Origin of the sequence: Sulfitobacter rhodophyticola (genome assembly GCF_041281685.2) — a bacterium.
In the GTDB taxonomy this organism is placed as follows: Bacteria; Pseudomonadota; Alphaproteobacteria; order Rhodobacterales; family Rhodobacteraceae; genus Sulfitobacter.
The window spans coordinates 975,312-993,577 of sequence record NZ_CP166251.2; the positions used below are offsets into that span (position 1 = coordinate 975,312).

The 18,266-nt window shown below is 61.7% G+C and carries 19 protein-coding genes; 9 read left to right on the top strand and 10 right to left on the bottom strand.

Annotation, left to right across the window (positions count from 1 at the left end):
* Positions 1-48: 48 nt before the first annotated feature.
* Genes AB4X18_RS05765 through AB4X18_RS05785 form a run of 5 tightly spaced genes read right to left on the bottom strand, consistent with a single transcriptional unit; the run spans position 49 to position 4,649 of the window.
* A complete protein-coding gene (locus AB4X18_RS05765; RefSeq protein ID WP_370399191.1) occupies positions 49-780 on the bottom strand; it encodes an SDR family NAD(P)-dependent oxidoreductase in 732 nt (243 codons plus the stop codon).
* Positions 780-1,340, bottom strand: a complete 561-nt coding sequence (locus AB4X18_RS05770) for a DUF3833 family protein (protein ID WP_370399192.1) — start codon at positions 1,338-1,340, stop codon at positions 780-782. The genes AB4X18_RS05765 and AB4X18_RS05770 overlap by 1 nt, the downstream gene beginning before the upstream one ends.
* On the bottom strand, positions 1,340-2,575 hold the full coding sequence (locus tag AB4X18_RS05775) for an MFS transporter (protein ID WP_432817410.1): 1,236 nt from the start codon (positions 2,573-2,575) through the stop codon (positions 1,340-1,342). The genes AB4X18_RS05770 and AB4X18_RS05775 overlap by 1 nt, the downstream gene beginning before the upstream one ends.
* Positions 2,575-3,333: a DUF1365 domain-containing protein gene (locus tag AB4X18_RS05780; RefSeq protein ID WP_370399193.1), complete on the bottom strand. Its 759-nt coding sequence runs from the start codon at positions 3,331-3,333 to the stop codon at positions 2,575-2,577. The genes AB4X18_RS05775 and AB4X18_RS05780 overlap by 1 nt, the downstream gene beginning before the upstream one ends.
* Entirely contained in the window at positions 3,330-4,649 is a 1,320-nt protein-coding gene (locus tag AB4X18_RS05785) for an NAD(P)/FAD-dependent oxidoreductase (RefSeq protein WP_432817175.1), read from the bottom strand. The genes AB4X18_RS05780 and AB4X18_RS05785 overlap by 4 nt, the downstream gene beginning before the upstream one ends.
* A gap of 282 nt (positions 4,650-4,931) precedes the next feature.
* On the opposite strand from AB4X18_RS05785, the gene AB4X18_RS05790 reads away from it, so the two are divergent.
* Both AB4X18_RS05790 and AB4X18_RS05795 read left to right on the top strand, forming a co-directional pair.
* Positions 4,932-5,438 carry a sigma-70 family RNA polymerase sigma factor gene (locus tag AB4X18_RS05790; RefSeq protein WP_370402584.1) on the top strand — a complete coding sequence of 169 codons (507 nt, stop codon included), beginning with the start codon at positions 4,932-4,934 and terminating at the stop codon, positions 5,436-5,438.
* 50 nt (positions 5,439-5,488) lie between these two features.
* The gene (locus tag AB4X18_RS05795; protein WP_370399194.1) at positions 5,489-6,088 is read left to right on the top strand and encodes a ChrR family anti-sigma-E factor; all 600 of its coding nucleotides are present in this window, start codon (positions 5,489-5,491) and stop codon (positions 6,086-6,088) included.
* A gap of 70 nt (positions 6,089-6,158) precedes the next feature.
* Here the strand turns inward: AB4X18_RS05795 and AB4X18_RS05800 are convergent, their stop codons facing one another.
* The 5 genes from AB4X18_RS05800 to AB4X18_RS05820 form a co-directional block, all read right to left on the bottom strand.
* Positions 6,159-7,397 carry a DNA recombination protein RmuC gene (locus AB4X18_RS05800; RefSeq protein WP_370399195.1) on the bottom strand — a complete coding sequence of 413 codons (1,239 nt, stop codon included), beginning with the start codon at positions 7,395-7,397 and terminating at the stop codon, positions 6,159-6,161.
* Positions 7,397-9,235 (bottom strand): DNA mismatch repair endonuclease MutL, encoded by a 1,839-nt coding sequence (gene mutL / locus AB4X18_RS05805; protein ID WP_370399196.1) that lies wholly within the window; start codon positions 9,233-9,235, stop codon positions 7,397-7,399. Before mutL ends, AB4X18_RS05800 begins: the two co-directional genes overlap by 1 nt.
* Before the next feature lie 417 nt (positions 9,236-9,652).
* Entirely contained in the window at positions 9,653-10,597 is a 945-nt protein-coding gene (locus AB4X18_RS05810) for a sensor histidine kinase (protein ID WP_370399197.1), read from the bottom strand.
* Positions 10,582-11,268: a response regulator transcription factor gene (locus AB4X18_RS05815; protein WP_370399198.1), complete on the bottom strand. Its 687-nt coding sequence runs from the start codon at positions 11,266-11,268 to the stop codon at positions 10,582-10,584. The genes AB4X18_RS05810 and AB4X18_RS05815 overlap by 16 nt, the downstream gene beginning before the upstream one ends.
* Complete coding sequence (locus AB4X18_RS05820; RefSeq protein ID WP_432817176.1) at positions 11,265-12,761, bottom strand: DUF4153 domain-containing protein; 1,497 nt, start codon at positions 12,759-12,761, stop codon at positions 11,265-11,267. Before AB4X18_RS05820 ends, AB4X18_RS05815 begins: the two co-directional genes overlap by 4 nt.
* Before the next feature lie 429 nt (positions 12,762-13,190).
* On the opposite strand from AB4X18_RS05820, the gene AB4X18_RS05825 reads away from it, so the two are divergent.
* Genes AB4X18_RS05825 through ureG form a run of 7 tightly spaced genes read left to right on the top strand, consistent with a single transcriptional unit; the run spans position 13,191 to position 18,156 of the window.
* Complete coding sequence (locus tag AB4X18_RS05825; RefSeq protein ID WP_370399200.1) at positions 13,191-14,066, top strand: urease accessory protein UreD; 876 nt, start codon at positions 13,191-13,193, stop codon at positions 14,064-14,066.
* 1 nt (position 14,067) lies between these two features.
* A complete protein-coding gene (locus AB4X18_RS05830) occupies positions 14,068-14,370 on the top strand; it encodes an urease subunit gamma (protein WP_370399201.1) in 303 nt (100 codons plus the stop codon).
* 9 nt (positions 14,371-14,379) lie between these two features.
* Entirely contained in the window at positions 14,380-14,685 is a 306-nt protein-coding gene (locus AB4X18_RS05835; protein WP_370399202.1) for an urease subunit beta, read from the top strand.
* Position 14,686: 1 nt separating this feature from the next.
* Positions 14,687-16,426, top strand: coding sequence for an urease subunit alpha (ureC, locus tag AB4X18_RS05840; RefSeq protein WP_370399203.1), 1,740 nt, complete (start codon positions 14,687-14,689; stop codon positions 16,424-16,426).
* 8 nt (positions 16,427-16,434) lie between these two features.
* Complete coding sequence (locus tag AB4X18_RS05845) at positions 16,435-16,908, top strand: urease accessory protein UreE (RefSeq protein ID WP_370399204.1); 474 nt, start codon at positions 16,435-16,437, stop codon at positions 16,906-16,908.
* Complete coding sequence (locus AB4X18_RS05850) at positions 16,898-17,545, top strand: urease accessory protein UreF (protein ID WP_370399205.1); 648 nt, start codon at positions 16,898-16,900, stop codon at positions 17,543-17,545. The genes AB4X18_RS05845 and AB4X18_RS05850 overlap by 11 nt, the downstream gene beginning before the upstream one ends.
* Positions 17,542-18,156, top strand: coding sequence for an urease accessory protein UreG (ureG, locus tag AB4X18_RS05855; protein WP_370399206.1), 615 nt, complete (start codon positions 17,542-17,544; stop codon positions 18,154-18,156). The genes AB4X18_RS05850 and ureG overlap by 4 nt, the downstream gene beginning before the upstream one ends.
* Positions 18,157-18,266 lie beyond the last annotated feature (110 nt).

Consider the following 18,266-nt stretch of genomic DNA (forward strand, 5'->3'; position numbering starts at 1 on the left):
TACGCAGATCAGCCCAGTACGCCCAAACCCGAAGGCAGACAGATCAACTCAAGAAAAGATCCGGAAATACAGCCAATCCGGCAGGAACTGGCTGAGCCTGAACACCATGGAGAACAGCCATGGGAAGCTCTTCTTGAATTTGTCCGTCCCCATGTGTTCGATCACTTCGCGCGCTGCATCTTCGGGCGACATGATGAAGGGCATGGTGAAATCGTTCTTCTCGGTCAACTGAGTTTTGATGAAGCCCGGATTGATCACCTGCACATCCACACCGGTCTTTCGCAGATCCGCATACATGCACTCCGCCAGCGACATGGTCGCCGCCTTCGAAGCCGTGTACCCGATGGAACCGGGAAGCCCTCTGAATCCCGTCAGGCTGGACGTGATCACGATGTGACCCTTGTCGCGCGCCACCATGCCGGGGACCACCTGCCCCATCACCCGAACCAGCCCGGTGAAATTGATGTCCGCCATGGCAGTGGCCTTTGCTGCGTCCCACTCCTTGGCCCCGAACGGCCAGTAAACGCCTGCCAGAAAGACCACGCCATCCACGTCGCCCACAGCCTTGGCCGCGGCTTCGACACTTTCATCATCGGCCACGTCGATGGTCTGCACCGATGCCTTGCCCGGCAGGTCGTCCACCAGTGACTGAAGTTTGTCTTCGGACCTGGCGGACACGATCACCTCCGCGCCAGCGCGGCTCAGCTTGTGAGCCAGCGCCGCACCCAACCCGTCGCTGGCACCGACCAGCCAATACCTTTTACCCTGCCAATTACGCATTAAGCACCCTTTGGTCTGATTGTTGCTACCAGTTCTGCGACCTTGATCCCGAACTTGCGGAACTGGCTGCGGTTCACGATCACACCGCCGGGCGTCAGATACATCCAGTCAACCGTGTTCAGCGTGTGCCCGCCCGTTTCTTCCGGCAGGCGGATCGCGTAGCGCATCAGGGCCGCAGGCCCTGCCAGTGTTCCATGACCACCCTTCACCACATCTGCGGCAAGGGTTTCGAACGTGCTGTCTTCTTTCAGACGGATCGTCCATTGCCGTTGTTGCGTGGTCCCGTCGTTGAAGCGAAAGAGCTCATCCATAACGGCAACGTCGCCGTCCCATGTGATGCGGAAATCGGCGACGAAGGTACTTGTCACACGGCCCAATGGACCAAAGATGACACCGTCGCACACCATGTCCCCGTTAAGGTGGGTTTGCAGATCGAAGGTCGGGGATCCGTCATCGTAATCAGCAGGGGTCTGGCCATGGAACGCCGCATAGCGCCTGCGCAGCAGAACGGAGGAGAAGGCCAGCACCACACCAACAAAAACCAAAAGGAACGTTTCCATCACACTTCCTCAACAATTGATACACGCGCAAGCAGTGCAATCGCGCACAGTTTCAGGACACAGGGGACACCGGCGTACAGCAGGATCAACATGCGGATCGCCTCGGGTGGGCTTTCCGTGCCGTCTGTCTGCAAGCCTGCGCCCTCAAGCACAGGAAGTAGGACAACAGCGGCCAATGCCAACGTGAACTTTGATACGAACGACCAAAGTCCGAACCCCTCTGCCGCCGACGGGCTGATTTTCGCCATGCGCGTGGCAAACATCGCAGGTAGCAGCGTCAGGTCCGCCCCCAGCACCGCACCTGAGGCAAGGCACACAAGCGCAAACAGCAACACATCACCCGGCCCGAGAAACAGCGCCCCGCCGAAGGCGACAATGCCCAGCACCATCGCCAGCAGCAACACCCGTTTGCCGCCAAACCGTTCCGCCAGCATGCTCCAGAACGGGGCCGCGGCAGCGGCTGACAGGAAGAACAGCAGCAAAAGCGGCCCTTCCCATCCCGGCGCTTCCAACGCGCGTTCCACATAAAACAGGAACAGGGTCGAACTGACGGCGACAGGGGCCGCATTCAGCAACGCGACCAGCAGCAAGCGCCGCGCCACGGCATCCTTGAGCACGGTCGCAAAACCCGTTGACGCTGGCAGGTCTGCCGCCCGCCATTCATCCGACATCGCCAGCACAGCAAAAAGGGCAAGCAGCGCAAAGCCCACTGCGAAACCGGCAAATGGTGCATCCAGCCAGACACCCAGCATAACCGGCGCCACGGAAGCCGCACAAACGCCAAGCAACGCCCCCGTCTCGCGCCAGCGGGCCAACATCAGGTGGCCTTGTCCCGCGATGGCGTCAGCCTTGGCGACACCCTGGGCATAGAAACAGATCGTCAGAAAGCTGAAGCCAGAGAACACAAGTGTCAGCATCCCGGCGAACCAAAGGACCGGCGCGACCGGGGGTGCCACTGCAAAAAGCCCCATCATCGCCAGCGCCATCATGCCGGCGCCCACGGCAACGGCAATCCCGCGCCGGTGGCGCAGCCGCTCCGACAATTTGCCCAACAGCGGATCCTGCACCACGTCCAGAAGACGAAGCACAAACAGAACCGTCCCAAGGGCCGCAAGGGACACGCCGTATTGATCGACATAGAATTTCGGCGCGTGGATATAGATCGGCAGCCCGGCGGCCGACAACAATGCCGCAAATAGCGCGTAGGAGGGCAAGCGCTGCGCCCGTGCTGAGATCAACGGCTGACCTCTTGCTCGGGCGGCTCGGGCCGGGACCGGAACGGCGCGCGCTTGAACCAAAGCTTTACCGCCTGCCAGTGGATCAGGAACAAGACGCGCCGCGCCCCGAATGGCCTGCGCCACATGGCTTGCAGGATACCCCGGTTGGTAAGCGGCTTGCGTGGCCCTTCCAGCGTGGCGATCAGCCCGCCATTGCCCGCAGTATAATCAATCCAAATGCCGATCTTGTCCGGACGAATGTCAAAGCGGAATGTATACCCGCCCTCTACCGGTTGAAACGGAGAGACATGGAAAATCTTGTCGGCCTGCAAATGGTCGCTGGGCTGGATCGGGCGCAAATCATCGTGATGACACAGATAGCAATGCCTGTCCCCGAAGGTATTGCTGACTTCAGCGATCACGCAGATCAGATCACCGGCCGCATCACTGCACAACCAGAAACTGACCGGGTTGAATACATGTCCCAGAACCCGCGGCTGGGTCAGCAACTCAATCCGGTCAATGCCCGCGATACCGTGCGTTTCCAGCACCGCCCGGGCCCAACGTGCCCCTGTCCCGGTCTTCGGCGCACCGCCATGATCCCGGTCCTGAACTGATGTCAGCCCTGCCCGGTTCCGGCCAAACAGACCCGGTGTTCGCAGCGTGGCCTCCGCATCGAAAAGCACGTAGTCGATGGAATAGCGAAACGCGTTGTCCACGGCCCCTTTGCGGCCATGGAACGTATGCCCCGCGATATGATCGACGCTGTGGATCACTCAGCCGCCAGCGGCACGGCGCGTGACACACGCAGCGCTTCAACCACATTCACGGCACTGCGCAACCCGTCTTCATGAAACCCATGCCCCATCCAAGCGCCGCAGAACCACGTGTTGCGACCGCCGTTGAAGGCGGCAATCTTTTCCTGAGCCGCAAGGGCAGCCAAATCGTAGACCGGATGGCGCAGCGTGACCTGATCATAAATCAGCTCCTCGCGGATCTGGCGCTTGGTGTTAAGGGTCACGAAATGCGGATCATCCATCGGGATGGGCTGCAATGAATTCATCCAATAGGTCAGGTCAATACGTTCGCTCTGGGCGGCCTTGTCTTCCGTATAGACCCAACTGGCCCAGGTGGAGCGGCGTTTGGGCATGATGCTTGCATCGGCGTGCAGAACAATATCGTTGGGCTGGTACTTGATGGCACCCAGTGCAGCGCTTTCTTGAGCGTCGGCATCGCTGAGCATCTTCAGCGTGTCATCCGAATGCGTGGCAAACACCACCTCGTCGAAGGCTTCCCAGTCGCCGCCATGTGTGCGCACTTCCACGCCAAGACCAGTGCGGCGGACGCCCGCGATTGTTGCGTTCAGGCGCACATCGACGCCCTGCCCCAGCATCGCCGCTTCCAACCGCGATACATATGCCTGCGAACCGCCCTGCACCGTGTACCATTGATGCTGCCCGGAATAGGCAAGCAGTGCGTGGTTCTCGAAAAAGGAAATCATCGCATGCGCGGGGAAGTCCATGATCTTTTCCGTCGGCGTGGACCAGATCGCACCCGACAGCGGCGTCAGATAATATTTGCGAAAATACGACCCCATCCCGAGGTGGTTCAGGAACTGACCGATCGTCATGTCCCGGTCATCTGCATGGCGCAGGGCGTTCTTGTTGAACTTCACGATATCGCGCAACATCGCCAGAAACCGCGGATTCGCCAGATTGCGCCGCTGCGCGAAGATGGCATTGAGACTGGTCAGCGCATATTCCATGCGCCCACCATCGATGGATGCACCAAAGCTCATGTTCGATTTGACCACTGGCACGTCCAGTTTTTTGAACAGCGCCGCAAGATGGGGATAGTTCGCATAGTTGAAGACGATGAACCCGGTATCGACGGGCTGATCGCCATTCTTGCCCGCAACAACCGTCCGCGCATGTCCGCCCAGACGCGCGCCCGCTTCGAACAGGGTCACGTGATCGGTGTCGGCCAGCATGTGCGCGGCCCCCATCCCTGAGATACCCGCCCCGATAACGGCGATCTTGCGAGGCGGCAGCGCATTGGGACGCGTCCCAACGACGGGTTCTTCAAAAGACATGTTTGGTGGTTTCCTGTGGTCGATTGTTATTGCAACGGATACGCAAGGCGTCCGGGATTGGATGCAAAAGAGTGACAAAGATTTTTTTGACCCACCTATGATCCAACGCGGCACTTGTCCCGTAGAATGAGTATGCTAGCTCAATCATCAGTGATGGAAACCCCTGCGCAGGCCGAAGTCGACTTCGGCGCGGCGTTGATCTGTCTGCAAACGCAGGGAACAGCAGGGAAGGTACGAGTGGGCGACAGCAAGACCCGCGATGAACCCAATTGGGTGCACCTGATGGTGCGTGTTCGCGATCATCGTGATCGCGCTGCCTTTGCTGAACTGTTCACCCATTTTGCGCCCCGCATTAAAGGTTTTCTTATCAAATCCGGCGCAGACGCCACCATGGCGGAGGAATGTGCGCAGGAGGTGCTGACGACCCTGTGGAACAAGGCCGGTCAGTTTGATCCGACCCGCGCATCTGTTGCCACATGGATCTTCACCATCGCCCGCAACCGGCGCATCGACATGCTGCGCCGCCAGCGTCGGCCCGAACCCGAAGACTTGCCGTGGGGCCCCGAACCCGAACCTGACCAGGCCGATGTCATCGCCCTGCAACAGGAAAGCGAAAACCTCAGTGCCGCTCTCGCCAAGCTGCCTGACGCCCAGCGCGACCTGATCGAGAAAGCCTACTTTGGCGATCTCAGCCAATCGGAAATCGCGCGTATCACCGGTCTGCCACTTGGCACGATCAAATCCAGGATCCGGCTCGCGCTCGACCGCCTGCGCCACGCCATGCAATGATGTGAATAGGGACAATGACGATTAAACATCATCCGACAGAGGCCACTCTTATGGCCTACGCAACAGGCAACCTGCCTGAAGCGTTCAATCTTATTATCGCGACCCATGTCTCCCTTTGTGACGAGTGCCGCGCAGTTGTCGAAAGCTGCGATGCCGTTGGCGGCAGCCTGCTGGAGGAAACCGGCGCCGTGCCGATGTGTGCCGAAAGTCTTGAGCGGGCGCTGGCCGCACTGGACCTGCCACCGCCACCGCGTGCGAAACCCACGCCCGGCGTACTGCCGGCACCCTTGCAGGCATACGTCGGCGGCGATCTGGACGCAGTGCATTGGCGCCCCATCGGCATGGGCGTAAAGCAGGCGATCCTGCCCACGTCACCCGATGCCAGCGCCCGCCTGCTGCACATTCCCGCAGGCGTGGCGATCCCCGATCACAGTCACCATGGCAATGAGCTCACGCTCGTGCTGCAAGGTGCCTTCGCGGACGAGGAAGACCGGTTCGCACGCGGCGACCTAGAGGTGGCCGATGGCGATGTCACGCACACTCCCAAGGCAGATCCGAACGAAGATTGCATCTGCCTTGCCGTCACGGATGCCCCGCTCAATTTCAAGGGCTGGTTGCCCCGGGTCGTACAGCGGTTCGTGAACATCTGACTGAAATCAGCCCTCCAGCCCGCAGTCTGAACGGGCTGGAAGGTGACGTCTTGCACCATGAACGGGCGGGCTAACCCTTTGGCCGTTCCAGCGGCACAACAGAAGGCGTCGCTTTTTCCTGCTCAATCTCTTCGAAATCGAAATTGTGCAGTCGGCCCGCCCGCTTGGCCGATTTCTCCGCGCTGATCAGGATATCATCCACATCCTTGCGCGCCTGATTGAAATGGGTGTCCAACTTGCCAACCCGCGTCACCAGCCGCTCCACATCCGCGTGCAACAAGCCCAGTTCGCGGCGAATGGCCCCGGCCTGCTCCCGCATCCGCGCATCCTTGAGAATGGCGCGCATGGTGTTCAACGTCGCCATGCAGGTCGTGGGTGACACGATCCAGACCCGCTTTTCGAACCCATAGCGCGTCAACTCACCAAAATTCGCGTGCAACTCGGCATAGACCGCCTCTGACGGCAGGAACATCAGTGCCCCATCCGCCGTCTCTCCCTCGATGATGTAGCGCTCCGAAATATCATCTATATGCTTGCGCACCGCGACCTTCATCGCGCGCACAGCTTCCTTCAGCGCAAAATCATTCTCCGCTGCCCGCAGCGCCTCATAGGCCTCCAGCGGAAACTTGCTGTCGATCACGATGGGCCCGGGAGGGTTCGGTAAATGCACCAGACAATCGGGCCGCTTGCCGTTGCTCAATGTCGCCTGCAACGCATAGCTGTCTGCGGGCAGCGCCTTGCTGACGATATCGCGCAACTGGATCTCCCCAAAGCTACCGCGCGTCTGCTTGTTGCTCAGGATGTCCTGCAAGCTCAGCACATCGCCGCTTAACTTGGTGATGTTGTCCTGCGCCTTGTCGATGGCCGCCAGCCGTTCCTGCAACTGCGTCAGGCTGGTGGTGGTCTGCTTCGCCGAGCCATGCAGCGTCTGGTTCATCCGTTCCTGCATCTCCACCAAAGCCCGCTGGGACCTTGCGGCATTCTCCGCCAACCGCTCCTGCATCTGCAATTGCACGGTGTTCAGCCGCGTCTCCACGGTCTGGATCATCTGCGCCTGCGCATTGGCCTGCGTATCGGACACGGTCTGCAAACCGCCCTGCAAGCGTTCCTGCGACGCCCCCAACTGCTGCACATGCCCACCCAGCATCTGCAATTGCTGTCCCAGCGGTGCCGCCATCCGCGCCGACCGCCCTGCCGCGCGCACCGCGACGATCAGCAACACCAGGATCAGCAAAACCACCGCTGCGCCGACAAGGGCGGCAATCACACGCGGATCATCCCACTGGTATACAACGCCTGCTATTTCCATCACGTCCGCCCAAACAGCCGTTCGATATCGGCCAGTTTCAATTCCACATAGGTGGGCCGCCCATGGTTGCACTGCCCCGAATGCGGTGTCGCCTCCATCTCGCGCAAGAGCGCGTTCATCTCCTCGCCCCGCATCCAGCGCCCCGACCGGATCGACCCATGACACGCCACCCGGCTCAGGATCGCCTCGATCCGCGCTTGCACCAACGTGCTGTCATTCTGATCGGCCAACTCATCCAGAATATCCAGGATCATCGCTTTCGCATCGACTTGCCCCAGGACCGCCGGCGTCTCCCGCACCGCAATCGCACCACCGCCAAAGGCTTCGATCCCCAACCCGAATTGCGCAAAGGCTTCCTGCATCTCCAACAGCCGCGCGCAATCGCCTGCCGACAACTCCACAATTTCCGGGATCAGCAGCGCCTGCGCCGCGACCCCATTCTCCGCCATCTGGCGTTTCAGCTTTTCATAAACCAACCGCTCATGCGCGGCGTGCTGGTCCACAATCACCATTCCCGTCGCCGTTTGCGCGATAATGTAATTCTCATGCACCTGCCCCCGCGCGGTGCCCAGCGGATAGTCGGGCTCCGGCGCTTGCGCCGTCACGTCTGGCGCGGGGGTTTCCACCCGCCCCCAAACGCCGCGCGTCTCCGCAAACCCCGGTGCCTGCGCCTGATACGCGGCAGTGCGTGCGCCAAGCGACGGCCGGTCCATCTGATAGACCCGCGCCTCTACCGGCTCCGCCTGCATCGCGCCCAGCGTCGCATCCGCCACTGTGGTCGACGCCCGATGCCCCGCCTCTGCCAGCGCATGGCGCAACGCCGAAACGATCAGCCCCCGCGCCAGACCGGGATCGCGGAACCGCACTTCGGATTTCGCCGGGTGCACGTTCACATCCACCAGCGTCGGATCACAATCCACGAACAACGCAGCCGCCGGATGCCTGTCCCGGCTCAGAAAATCGAAATACGCGCCGCGCAACGCGCCTGTCAGCATCTTGTCCTTCACAGGCCGTCCGTTGACGAACAGGAACTGTGCCACCGCCGCGCCCCGTGAATAGGTCGGCAATGCCGCAAACCCGGTCAGATGCAGCCCCTCACGCTGCGCATCAATGGCCAGCGCATTATCTGTAAACTCCCGTCCCAGCACATCCGCCAACCGCCCCTGCAACGCCTCGAACAGATCGCCCTGTGCGGCACCGACGCGAAACACCTCGCGCCCCGCACCATCACCAGACACGTCGCGCAGCGTGAACTGCACGAACGGCTCCGCCATCGCCAATCGCTTGACCACATCGCCAATCGCCTGCGCCTCTGCCCGATCCGTGCGCATGAACTTGAGCCGCGCAGGCGTGGCAAAGAACAGATCCCGCAGGGTCACGACCGTGCCGCTGTTCAGCGCGGCCGGGCGCACTGGCGCCATCTTGCTGCCGCTGACCCGGATTTCGGCCGCCTCAAACCCCTCTGCCCGACTGACGATGCTCAACCGCCCCACCGCCCCAAGGGAGGGTAGCGCCTCTCCCCGAAAGCCGAAAGTGTGGATGTTCAGCAGGTCCGACCCGTCAATCTTCGACGTCGCATGACGCGACAAAGCCAGTGGCAAGTCGTCAGGCGGAATGCCACATCCATCATCCGTCACACGGATCAACGTCTTCCCGCCATCCGCATATTCCACTGTGATCCGGCGGGCGCCCGCGTCTACCGCATTCTCCACCAGTTCCTTCACAGCCGACGCAGGCCGTTCGACGACTTCGCCTGCGGCAATGCGGTTGATCGCCGCCTCGTCCAGTTGCCTGATCTGGGGCCGGTCTGTGGATATGTTGCGGTTGGGATGTGCCATGCCGCAAGACCTAGCATGGTTGCCCGCGATTCTGCCAGTGCTGCGAACAGGTCTGCGCGGTAAAACGGGCCGCCCCCGAGGGAGGGACGACCCGATATGACTGACTACTGCACCGCCGGTTATTATTGCTTTCGGACAAAGGCCAGTCGCGGGGAAATCCGGCGACGCCTCAAAGACTGGCATCTGGCCGACCTTGAACACACCCCGCTATCCCCCGGGGTGCATCCTCTGCTCGACAGGTTAGGCGAATGCGCCGTCCTGGCCGTTATTTGTTAAACCCGTATACACAGCGGATGATTCGCAGGTCAAAGAGAAAACGAATCGGTTGGGTGAAAAAGTGCGAATCGGGCGAATCGCCGGCCTGCTGTGCCCTAAAACGACTGATTTCGCCGCTCCGCAGCAGCCTCCACCATGACGCTAGAAGCGCACCTCGAAACAGGCACCATTGTCACCGGGGACGTAAACCACCTGTCCTCCATGCGCACCAACAAGCGCTTGCACGATGCTGAGCCCCATACCGGTGCCACCCTGATCCCGCGTTGTGGTAAAGAACGGATCAAACAACCGGTCCCGGTCACCCGGCGCCACACCTTGGCCGTTGTCCTGAACGCGCAAGGCATTTCTTTCCCAGGCAAGATCCAATTGCCCCGCACCATGGGTGACCGCATTCTGTGCGAATTGCTGAAGCACCGCGTGAAGATCGCCACGTGGCATCGGCACCGTCCCATCCTGCGATATGCGCACCTCGATACCTTCCAGCGCTGGCGCCACATCCGACAGGCGCACCACACCACCCGACCGCGCCAGCCCGGCCGCCGCATGGGCACGCAAATCCGCCAGCAAATGTTCCATTCGCTCAGCCGCCTGCGCGATGGTACGCGCCAGATCGGTGCGGTCTTGCGGCGTCACATCCCCCTGCAACAATTCCGCAGCGCCAGCGATGGCCGTCAGGGGCGATTTCAACTCATGGGTCACATGTCCCGCATAGGCCCGCAGGCCAGTCGCGCGGTTGTGCAGCGTCGTGCCCATGTCGATCACGCTCTGCCCCAGTTGAGAGAATTCCGGCGTGCCGAAATGCGCCGGCAGCGGTGCGTCAAGCCGCCCTGCCTTCATCGCGCGGGCATGGGCGGTCAACGCATAGACAGGCCGCAGCACCAACCGCCACAGCAAGAAGCCAAGGATCACCGTGGAGACAACCGCCATCCAACCGATCAGCCAAGCCGTCTCCGCCCAGCCCAGCACATTGCCCGCCACCCGGAAATAGGCGATGCCGACCAAAGGCACGCCCAGCACGCCCGCCAGCGTGCCACCCACCACCAAAGCGAGCGGCGGACGCCATTTGCGTCTTACGCGGGGCTGCATGGCCCCATCCGGATGCCCACGCCATGAACAGTTTCAATCGCTTCCGCACAGCCCGCCTTGGCCAGTTTCGCACGCAGGTTCCGCAAATGACTGTCCAGCGTGCGGTCCGACACGTCCATACCAAGGCCATAGACCGCATCCACCAACGCAGGCCGTGCAATCACCTGATCAGGTCGCGCCATCAGTTGCGCCAGTATTCCCATTTCCCGTGCAGTCAGCGGCACGGAGGTCTCCACCACCAGACAGGCATGGCGCGCGGTATCCAGCCGCAGGACACCACGCTGCTGCACTGAACCCGCACTTTGCGGGACCCCACGTTTCAGGATGGCCTTGATCCGCGCCACCAACTCGCGGGGCGAAAACGGTTTGGTCACGTAATCATCGCCGCCCAATTCAAATCCCAGGATGCGGTCAATCTCCTCGTCTCTTGCGGTCAGGAACAACACCGGCGTCTGGTCACTAACCCGCAGCGCGCGGCACACCTCAAGCCCGTCGCGCGCGGGCAGGCCAATGTCCAGCACGATCAGATCGAACCGGCCGGAACGCGCCTTGCTCAACCCTTCTTCCCCGTCGCCCGCCTCTTCAACCGTCATGCCCGCCTGCCGTAAGGCAATGCGCAGCACCGACCGGATCTGCGGGTCGTCGTCTACAATCAGGATCTGCGGCGTCATTGGAAAGTCCCGGTCTGGATGGCGTTCAGGCTATGGCGCGCGCGCCAATTGCGAAAGCCCCATTCGCGCCAGTCCTGCGGCATGTCGACCGCAGCGGGCCAGCGGCACAGCGTCGTCTCCCGCTGCGCATCATAGGCTGCAATCACCGGCTGCGCCCCATCCGCAAGCTGGCACAGATAACGGGTGTCATGCCGCACATCATGGCTCAGGTTATAGGCTGCGATCGCCGCATCAAAGCTGACCCAGGCGCAGACGTACAGTACCCCGGCCCCCAGCGCGCCCAGCCGCACCAGCAGCCAGCGGTTGCCGTATCCCGCGCAGACCTGCCACAGGATCATGACCAGCCCCGTAGCAACCAACCCCATCCAGATTGCCGCCGCCAGCCTGAGCCGCGTCAGCCCGTAGACCTCGACATAGAGCGACAAGCGCACTTCCGAACTGATCACCAGCGCCACGTTCTGCGCCACCCAAAGCATCAGGAGCGCGCGCAGCACCGGCGCGCCGGCGACCCAGCGCTGGCACATCAGCGCAAACGCCCCGGCCAACAACGCCGTGATGACCAGCGGATAAGCCCCCCTGTGGGCGTATTCCGCATAGGTGATCCCCGCAGGCAGGCCGACACCGCCGTAAAGATACACCATGTCCATCAGCGTCTGCACCGCAAAGACCGTGTTGAACACCACCAGCGCCCGCGCGGTGGAAGCCGGATTGATCAACCCCTCGCGCGCGGGCCCCTGAACCCGCGCGACCTTTGACATCCCGCCGCGCAGTTGCTCCCGCATCCGCGTCACCGACAGGACGGACCAGATCACCGGCACCAACAGCAGCCAGAACACGACGCGCCCGGCCTCCGGAAGCGCAGGCTCAAAAAGCGTCAGATGCTCCAGCCAGGTGACGGCAACTGGGTTGGCAACCAGCAGCAGCAAAACGAAAAGACCACCCAAGCCCAACGGCACAAGCCATCCCCGCACAAGGCCGGAAAGTTGCAGATCAATGCCCTGCTGGGACCAGCACCTGAGCGGACCGAAAAGATCCCGCAGGCCTTGCGCAATCCCCACGGGCCACAATCGCAGCGCCGCATGCCCCAACGCGCGGCGCCGTATCCCTGCAATCATGACAAGCACCACCGAAAGCCCGACCACCGCGATCAGCATCGACAAGGGCTGCACCAATTCCACCAGCGGCATCAGCGCCAAAAACGTGCCGCCCGCAACCCGCGCACCCAACCGGCGGCCAACCCCCCCCGGTTTCAGCGCGACAGCACCCAGCACCAACGCCGCGCAGAATACCGCGAGCGAGATCCCCGGCATCACCTGCCAGACAAGCACGTCCCCAAGCACGATAAGGGCAACAAGAAGGACCACCTGCGCCGGAGCCCCCCGCGCCCTGCTGTCCTGCGGCGCCTGCGACCGCGGCGCCGTCCGGTCTGCGTTCAACCACCAGCCATCGCGCTGAACCGACGGGGGGACACCCCGGATAAGATATGTCTTCATGCCTGCTCTCTCCTGTTTGTTCATGCCATTGTCTGACAGCCACAGGTGCAGGCAGCGCGGGATAGATGTGCAGAATTCGTGCAGGGCGTATGGGCGCAAAAGGCTGTCGGTGTCCCCGCTTGCACGCCATGAATACGGCGACGCAGGATTACAAAAGGAGGCAGCGACTTTCATGTCAAAGGCTGGCGCTGTGCTGTCATTGGCGTCGCCGCGCACAACCCAGTGTCGGCTTGATCCGATGACCGGGCCCGACCCCCGTCCCATTGCGAAAGATCATGCATCGGTCGGTGGGCAGGCTGCCGTCCAGCTCTATCCAAATGCCCGAAAATTAGGCAACCACACCGCCTTCGCCGAATAAAACGGCAACTTCGGTCGGACGGGAAGGTAATTGCTCCATTCTACTGTCAGCCCACCCCTCCTGGCCCGAATGTGCTCCCCATCTGCAGACAATCACTGGATTTCACCATTTACGCCCTGCGCCCGTCCGATGCGTTTCCAATCGCCAACACGCCACCGCGCGCACGGGGCGAGGTCCGCCTGTCGTCCAAGCATCGCGATGGCCTTTCAGTCATCGGTGATTTGCGGCAATCAGGCTCCCTGAAAGCGCTGTTTCCCAATGTGCACGACCAAGGCCTGCAAGCGGTTCTTGTCAACACTGCGGGCGGCATCACCGGCGGAGACCATTTTTCGGTAGAAGCGAGGGCAGGTGCGGAGACGACGCTGACGCTTACGACGCAAGCTGCTGAACGCGCGTATCAAACCCAATCGGGGCAGACGGGGGAGATAAAGACGCGCCTGACGGTTGAAAGTGGCGCAAGGCTTGTCTGGGTGCCGCAGGAGACGATCCTGTTTGACGGTTGCGCCTTGCAACGCAGACTGACCATGAAGATGGAAAGCAGCGCGCGTTTGCTTTTTGCAGAACCGGTTGTCTTCGGGCGCGCCGCCATGGGCGAGCGGCTGACGCATGGCTTGTTCCGGGATCGGGTCGAATTGTGCCGGGACGGCGCAACCTTCTTTCTGGATGCCACGCAGCTGAAGGATGACATTGCACAACAGCTTGCGAAACCAGCGGTTGCAAACGCGGCTGGCGCGATGGTTCTGCTGGTCTATGTCGCACCGGATGCCGGGACGCAGCTTGCACATCTGCGCACGCTCCTGCCCGAAACCGCCGGTGCCAGCGTGATCGGCGACGACCTGCTGATCATGCGCGCGCTGGCCGCCGACAGCTATGAACTTCGGCAAACTCTGGTTCCGATCCTGACCCACCTGACCGGCGACGCCCTGCCCCGACCCTGGATGATCTGAGATGCAGCTGACACCCCGCGAAAAGGATAAATTGCTCGTGGCGATGGCCGCCGAAGTGGCGCGCAGGCGGCTTGCCCGTGGCGTAAAGCTGAACCATCCCGAAGCGATTGCGCTGATCACCGATGCGGTGGTCGAAGGGGCACGCGACGGGCGCTCCGTGGCCGATATGATGGAGGCCGGGGCGCAGGTCATCACGCGGGGTCAATGTATGGAAGGGGTGCCCGAGATGATCCGCGAAGTTCAGGTCGAAGCGACCTTTCCGGACGGCACAAAGCTTGTCACCGTCCACAATCCAATCCGCTGAGGGGCTGATATGATTCCGGGTGAATTCTTTGTCGCACAAGGCGATCTGGTGCTGAATGAAGGCCAGAAGGCCGTGACACTGATGGTCGCCAACACCGGCGACCGACCGGTGCAGGTCGGTTCACATTACCACTTCGCCGAAGCGAACGCCGCGCTTGAATTCGACAGGGGCGCCGCGCGCGGGATGCGACTGGACATTGCCGCCGGAACTGCAGTGCGGTTTGAGCCGGGGCAAAGGCGCGAAGCCTCGCTGATCCCGATCGGTGGGGCGCGCCGGATTTACGGGTTCAATCAGCATGTGATGGGAGATCTCTAAGATGCCAGCCACGATCAAACGCGCTGACTATGCCGCGATGTTCGGCCCCACCGCAGGCGATAAAGTGCGGCTGGCCGATACGGATCTGATCATCGAGGTTGAGCGCGACCTGACCGCAGAACGGGCCAACGGCGGCAACGGACACACCTACGGAGAAGAGGTCAAGTTCGGCGGCGGCAAGGTGATCCGCGACGGCATGGGCCAATCGCAGGTGACACGCGCCGAAGGTGCCGTCGATACGGTCATCACAAATGCCGTGATCGTGGATCATACCGGCGTCTACAAGGCGGATGTCGGCTTGAGGGACGGACGCATTGCCAAGATCGGCAAGGCGGGCAATCCCGATACCCAACCCGGCGTGGACATCATCATCGGTCCGGGAACCGAAGCTATCGCGGGCGAAGGCAAGATCCTGACGGCAGGTGGCTTTGACAGCCATATCCATTTCATCTGCCCACAGCAGATCGACGACGCCCTGCACTCCGGCCTGACCTCGATGCTGGGCGGCGGCACCGGTCCGGCACACGGCACACTGGCCACAACCTGCACGCCGGGGCCCTGGCACATAGGTCGGATGTTACAGGCAGCGGACGCATTCCCGATGAACCTCGCCTTTGCCGGCAAGGGAAACGCTTCGCTGCCCGCAGCGCTGGAAGAGCAGGTCAATGCCGGTGCCTGCGCGCTGAAGCTGCATGAAGACTGGGGGACCACACCCGCCTCAATCGACTGCTGCCTGGACGTGGCCGACGCAATGGATGTGCAGGTGATGATCCACACCGATACCCTGAACGAAAGCGGCTTTGTCGAAAACACGGTGAAGGCGATGAAGGGCCGCACGATCCACGCGTTTCATACCGAAGGTGCGGGCGGAGGCCATGCGCCGGACATCATCAAGATTTGCGGCCTCGCGCATGTGCTGCCGTCCTCCACCAACCCCACGCGCCCCTTTACGGTGAATACGCTGGAAGAGCATCTCGATATGCTCATGGTCTGTCACCACCTCGACAAATCGATCCCCGAAGACGTCGCCTTTGCCGAAAGCCGCATCCGGCGCGAGACCATCGCAGCAGAAGACATCCTGCACGACATGGGCGCATTTTCGATCATCGCCTCTGACAGTCAGGCCATGGGACGTGTGGGAGAGGTGATCATCCGCACATGGCAAACCGCTGACAAGATGAAGAAGCAACGGGGCGCACTGGCTGAGGAAACCGGCGACAACGACAATTATCGCGTGCGCCGCTATGTGGCGAAATACACGATCAACCCCGCGATTGCGCATGGGATCAGCCATGAGATCGGCTCAATTGAGGAGGGCAAACGCGCGGACCTGGTGCTTTGGAACCCGGCCTTTTTCGGCGTAAAGCCCGAAATGGTGTTACTGGGCGGCTCTATTGTCTGTGCGCAGATGGGCGATCCAAACGCTTCGATCCCCACACCACAGCCGGTGTACACGCGTCCGATGTTCGGGGCCTATGGGCGGTCCGTCGAAAAGTCGGCGGTGTGCTTTGTAAGCGAAGCGGCGCAGGCCGACGGCATCGGCGGGCGCCTGGGGCTGGCCAAGCAGACCCTGGCGGTGCGCAACACCCGCGAGATCGGCAAGAAAGATCTGATGCTGAACGATGCCACACCGGAGGTCGAGGTGAACCCCGAAACCTACGAGGTGCGCGCCGATGGTGAACTGTTGACCTGCCAGCCAGCCAAAGAGCTGCCGATGGCGCAGCGGTATTTCCTGTTTTGAGCCCTGACATGACATCTCTTCCCATCGCCCAAACCCATCACCCTGCCGGTGCGACCCGTTCCGCCAACGCGACAGTCACGCTCGACTACGAGGCCCGGTTCTTGCGGCGCAAGCGGCTCACGACCGACGATGGCTGGTCCTTCGTGGTGGATCTGGTGCAGACCACCTCGCTGGATCACGGTGACCTGCTGGAACTCGACGACGGGCGATGGGTCGAAATTCGCGCGGCAGCGGAGCCGGTTCTGGATGTCACCGGCGACAACCTGGCGCGGTTGGCCTGGCATATCGGCAACCGCCACACGCCCTGTCAGATCTACGAAGACCGCTTGCGCATCCGCAAGGACAAGGTCATTGCCCATATGCTTGAGCATTTGGGCGCCATACTGACCGAAGCCGAGGCCCCGTTCACGCCAGAGGGTGGAGCCTATGGTTTCGGGCGCACCCACTCTCACGAACACGGGGCAAGCGCACATGAACACTGATCCGAAATTGCTGACACTGATGCAGTGGCTTTCGCCTGCGTACCCCGTCGGCACCTTCGCATGGTCGCATGGGTTGGAAGCGGCAATAGCGACAGGGTGGGTGCGCGATGGCGAAGGGTTGAAAGCATGGTTGACCGACATCCTGCAAAGCGGCAGCGGCTGGACGGATGCCGTCTGGATTGCGCAAGGATTTCGGGCCGGAACGCCTGCGGAACTGACAGAAGTCCACACCGCGGCAAGGGCATTCGCGCCCGCCAATGAAAGGCTTGTCGAAGCCGAACGGCAAGGTCGCGCATTCGCCACTGTCACCCGCGCCGTCTGGGCGATTGATCTGCCCGACGGCCTTCTGCCTGTGGTCCTCGGGCGGGCCGCGCGCTTGATGGAAATGAACGTCGAAGCGGTGACGGCGCTGTACCTGCAGAGCTTCACAAGCAACCTGATCTCAGCGGCGCAACGGCTTATGCCACTGGGCCAAACGGACGGACAACGCCTTCTCAGTCGGCTCGCTCCGACCTGCACTGAGGTCGCGGCGGCCTCCAACGGCGTGACCATGACCGAACTATACTCCAATACGTTTCTGTCCGACATCGCCGCCATGCGGCACGAAACACTGCAACCAAGGCTCTTTCAATCATGACGCAATTCAACGGCCCCGTTCGGATCGGCATCGGCGGCCCTGTCGGGGCAGGCAAAACAACCCTCACCGCCCGTCTGGCGGAACGGCTAAAGGACCGCTTTTCCATCGGTGTCATCACCAACGACATCTACACTCAGGAAGATGCCGAAGCGCTGATGCGCATGCAGATCCTGCCCTCCGATCGCGTCATCGGCGTTGAAACCGGGGGCTGCCCGCATACGGCCATTCGTGAAGATGCCTCGATCAACCTTGCCGCCATATCCCGGATGCAGGAACGCCACCCCGATCTGGAGGTCGTGTTGATCGAATCCGGCGGTGATAACCTGTCGGCCACATTCAGCCCCGAACTGGCAGATGTGACAGTTTATGTCATCGACGTCGCCGCGGGCGAGGAAATCCCCCGCAAAGGCGGCCCCGCCATCACACGCTCCGATCTGTTGATCATCAACAAGACCGATCTGGCACCCCATGTCGGCGCGTCGCTGGACATCATGGGGCGGGATGCAAAAAGAATGCGCGCGGACCGCCCGTTCGTGTTCGCGTCCCTGCGCCATATGCAGGGCGACGCAGAAATAGCACGCAGGATTTGCGAAATCGCGGGCCTCGGCTAGAGAACCCGTCACGCAGACCTGCGCGAGCCTATCAGCCGTAACCAAGGCTTATTACTGCTTCGGGTCTGGCAATAAAGTGTGGTTGGTCTTTCGAAAAATCAGACCGGGTC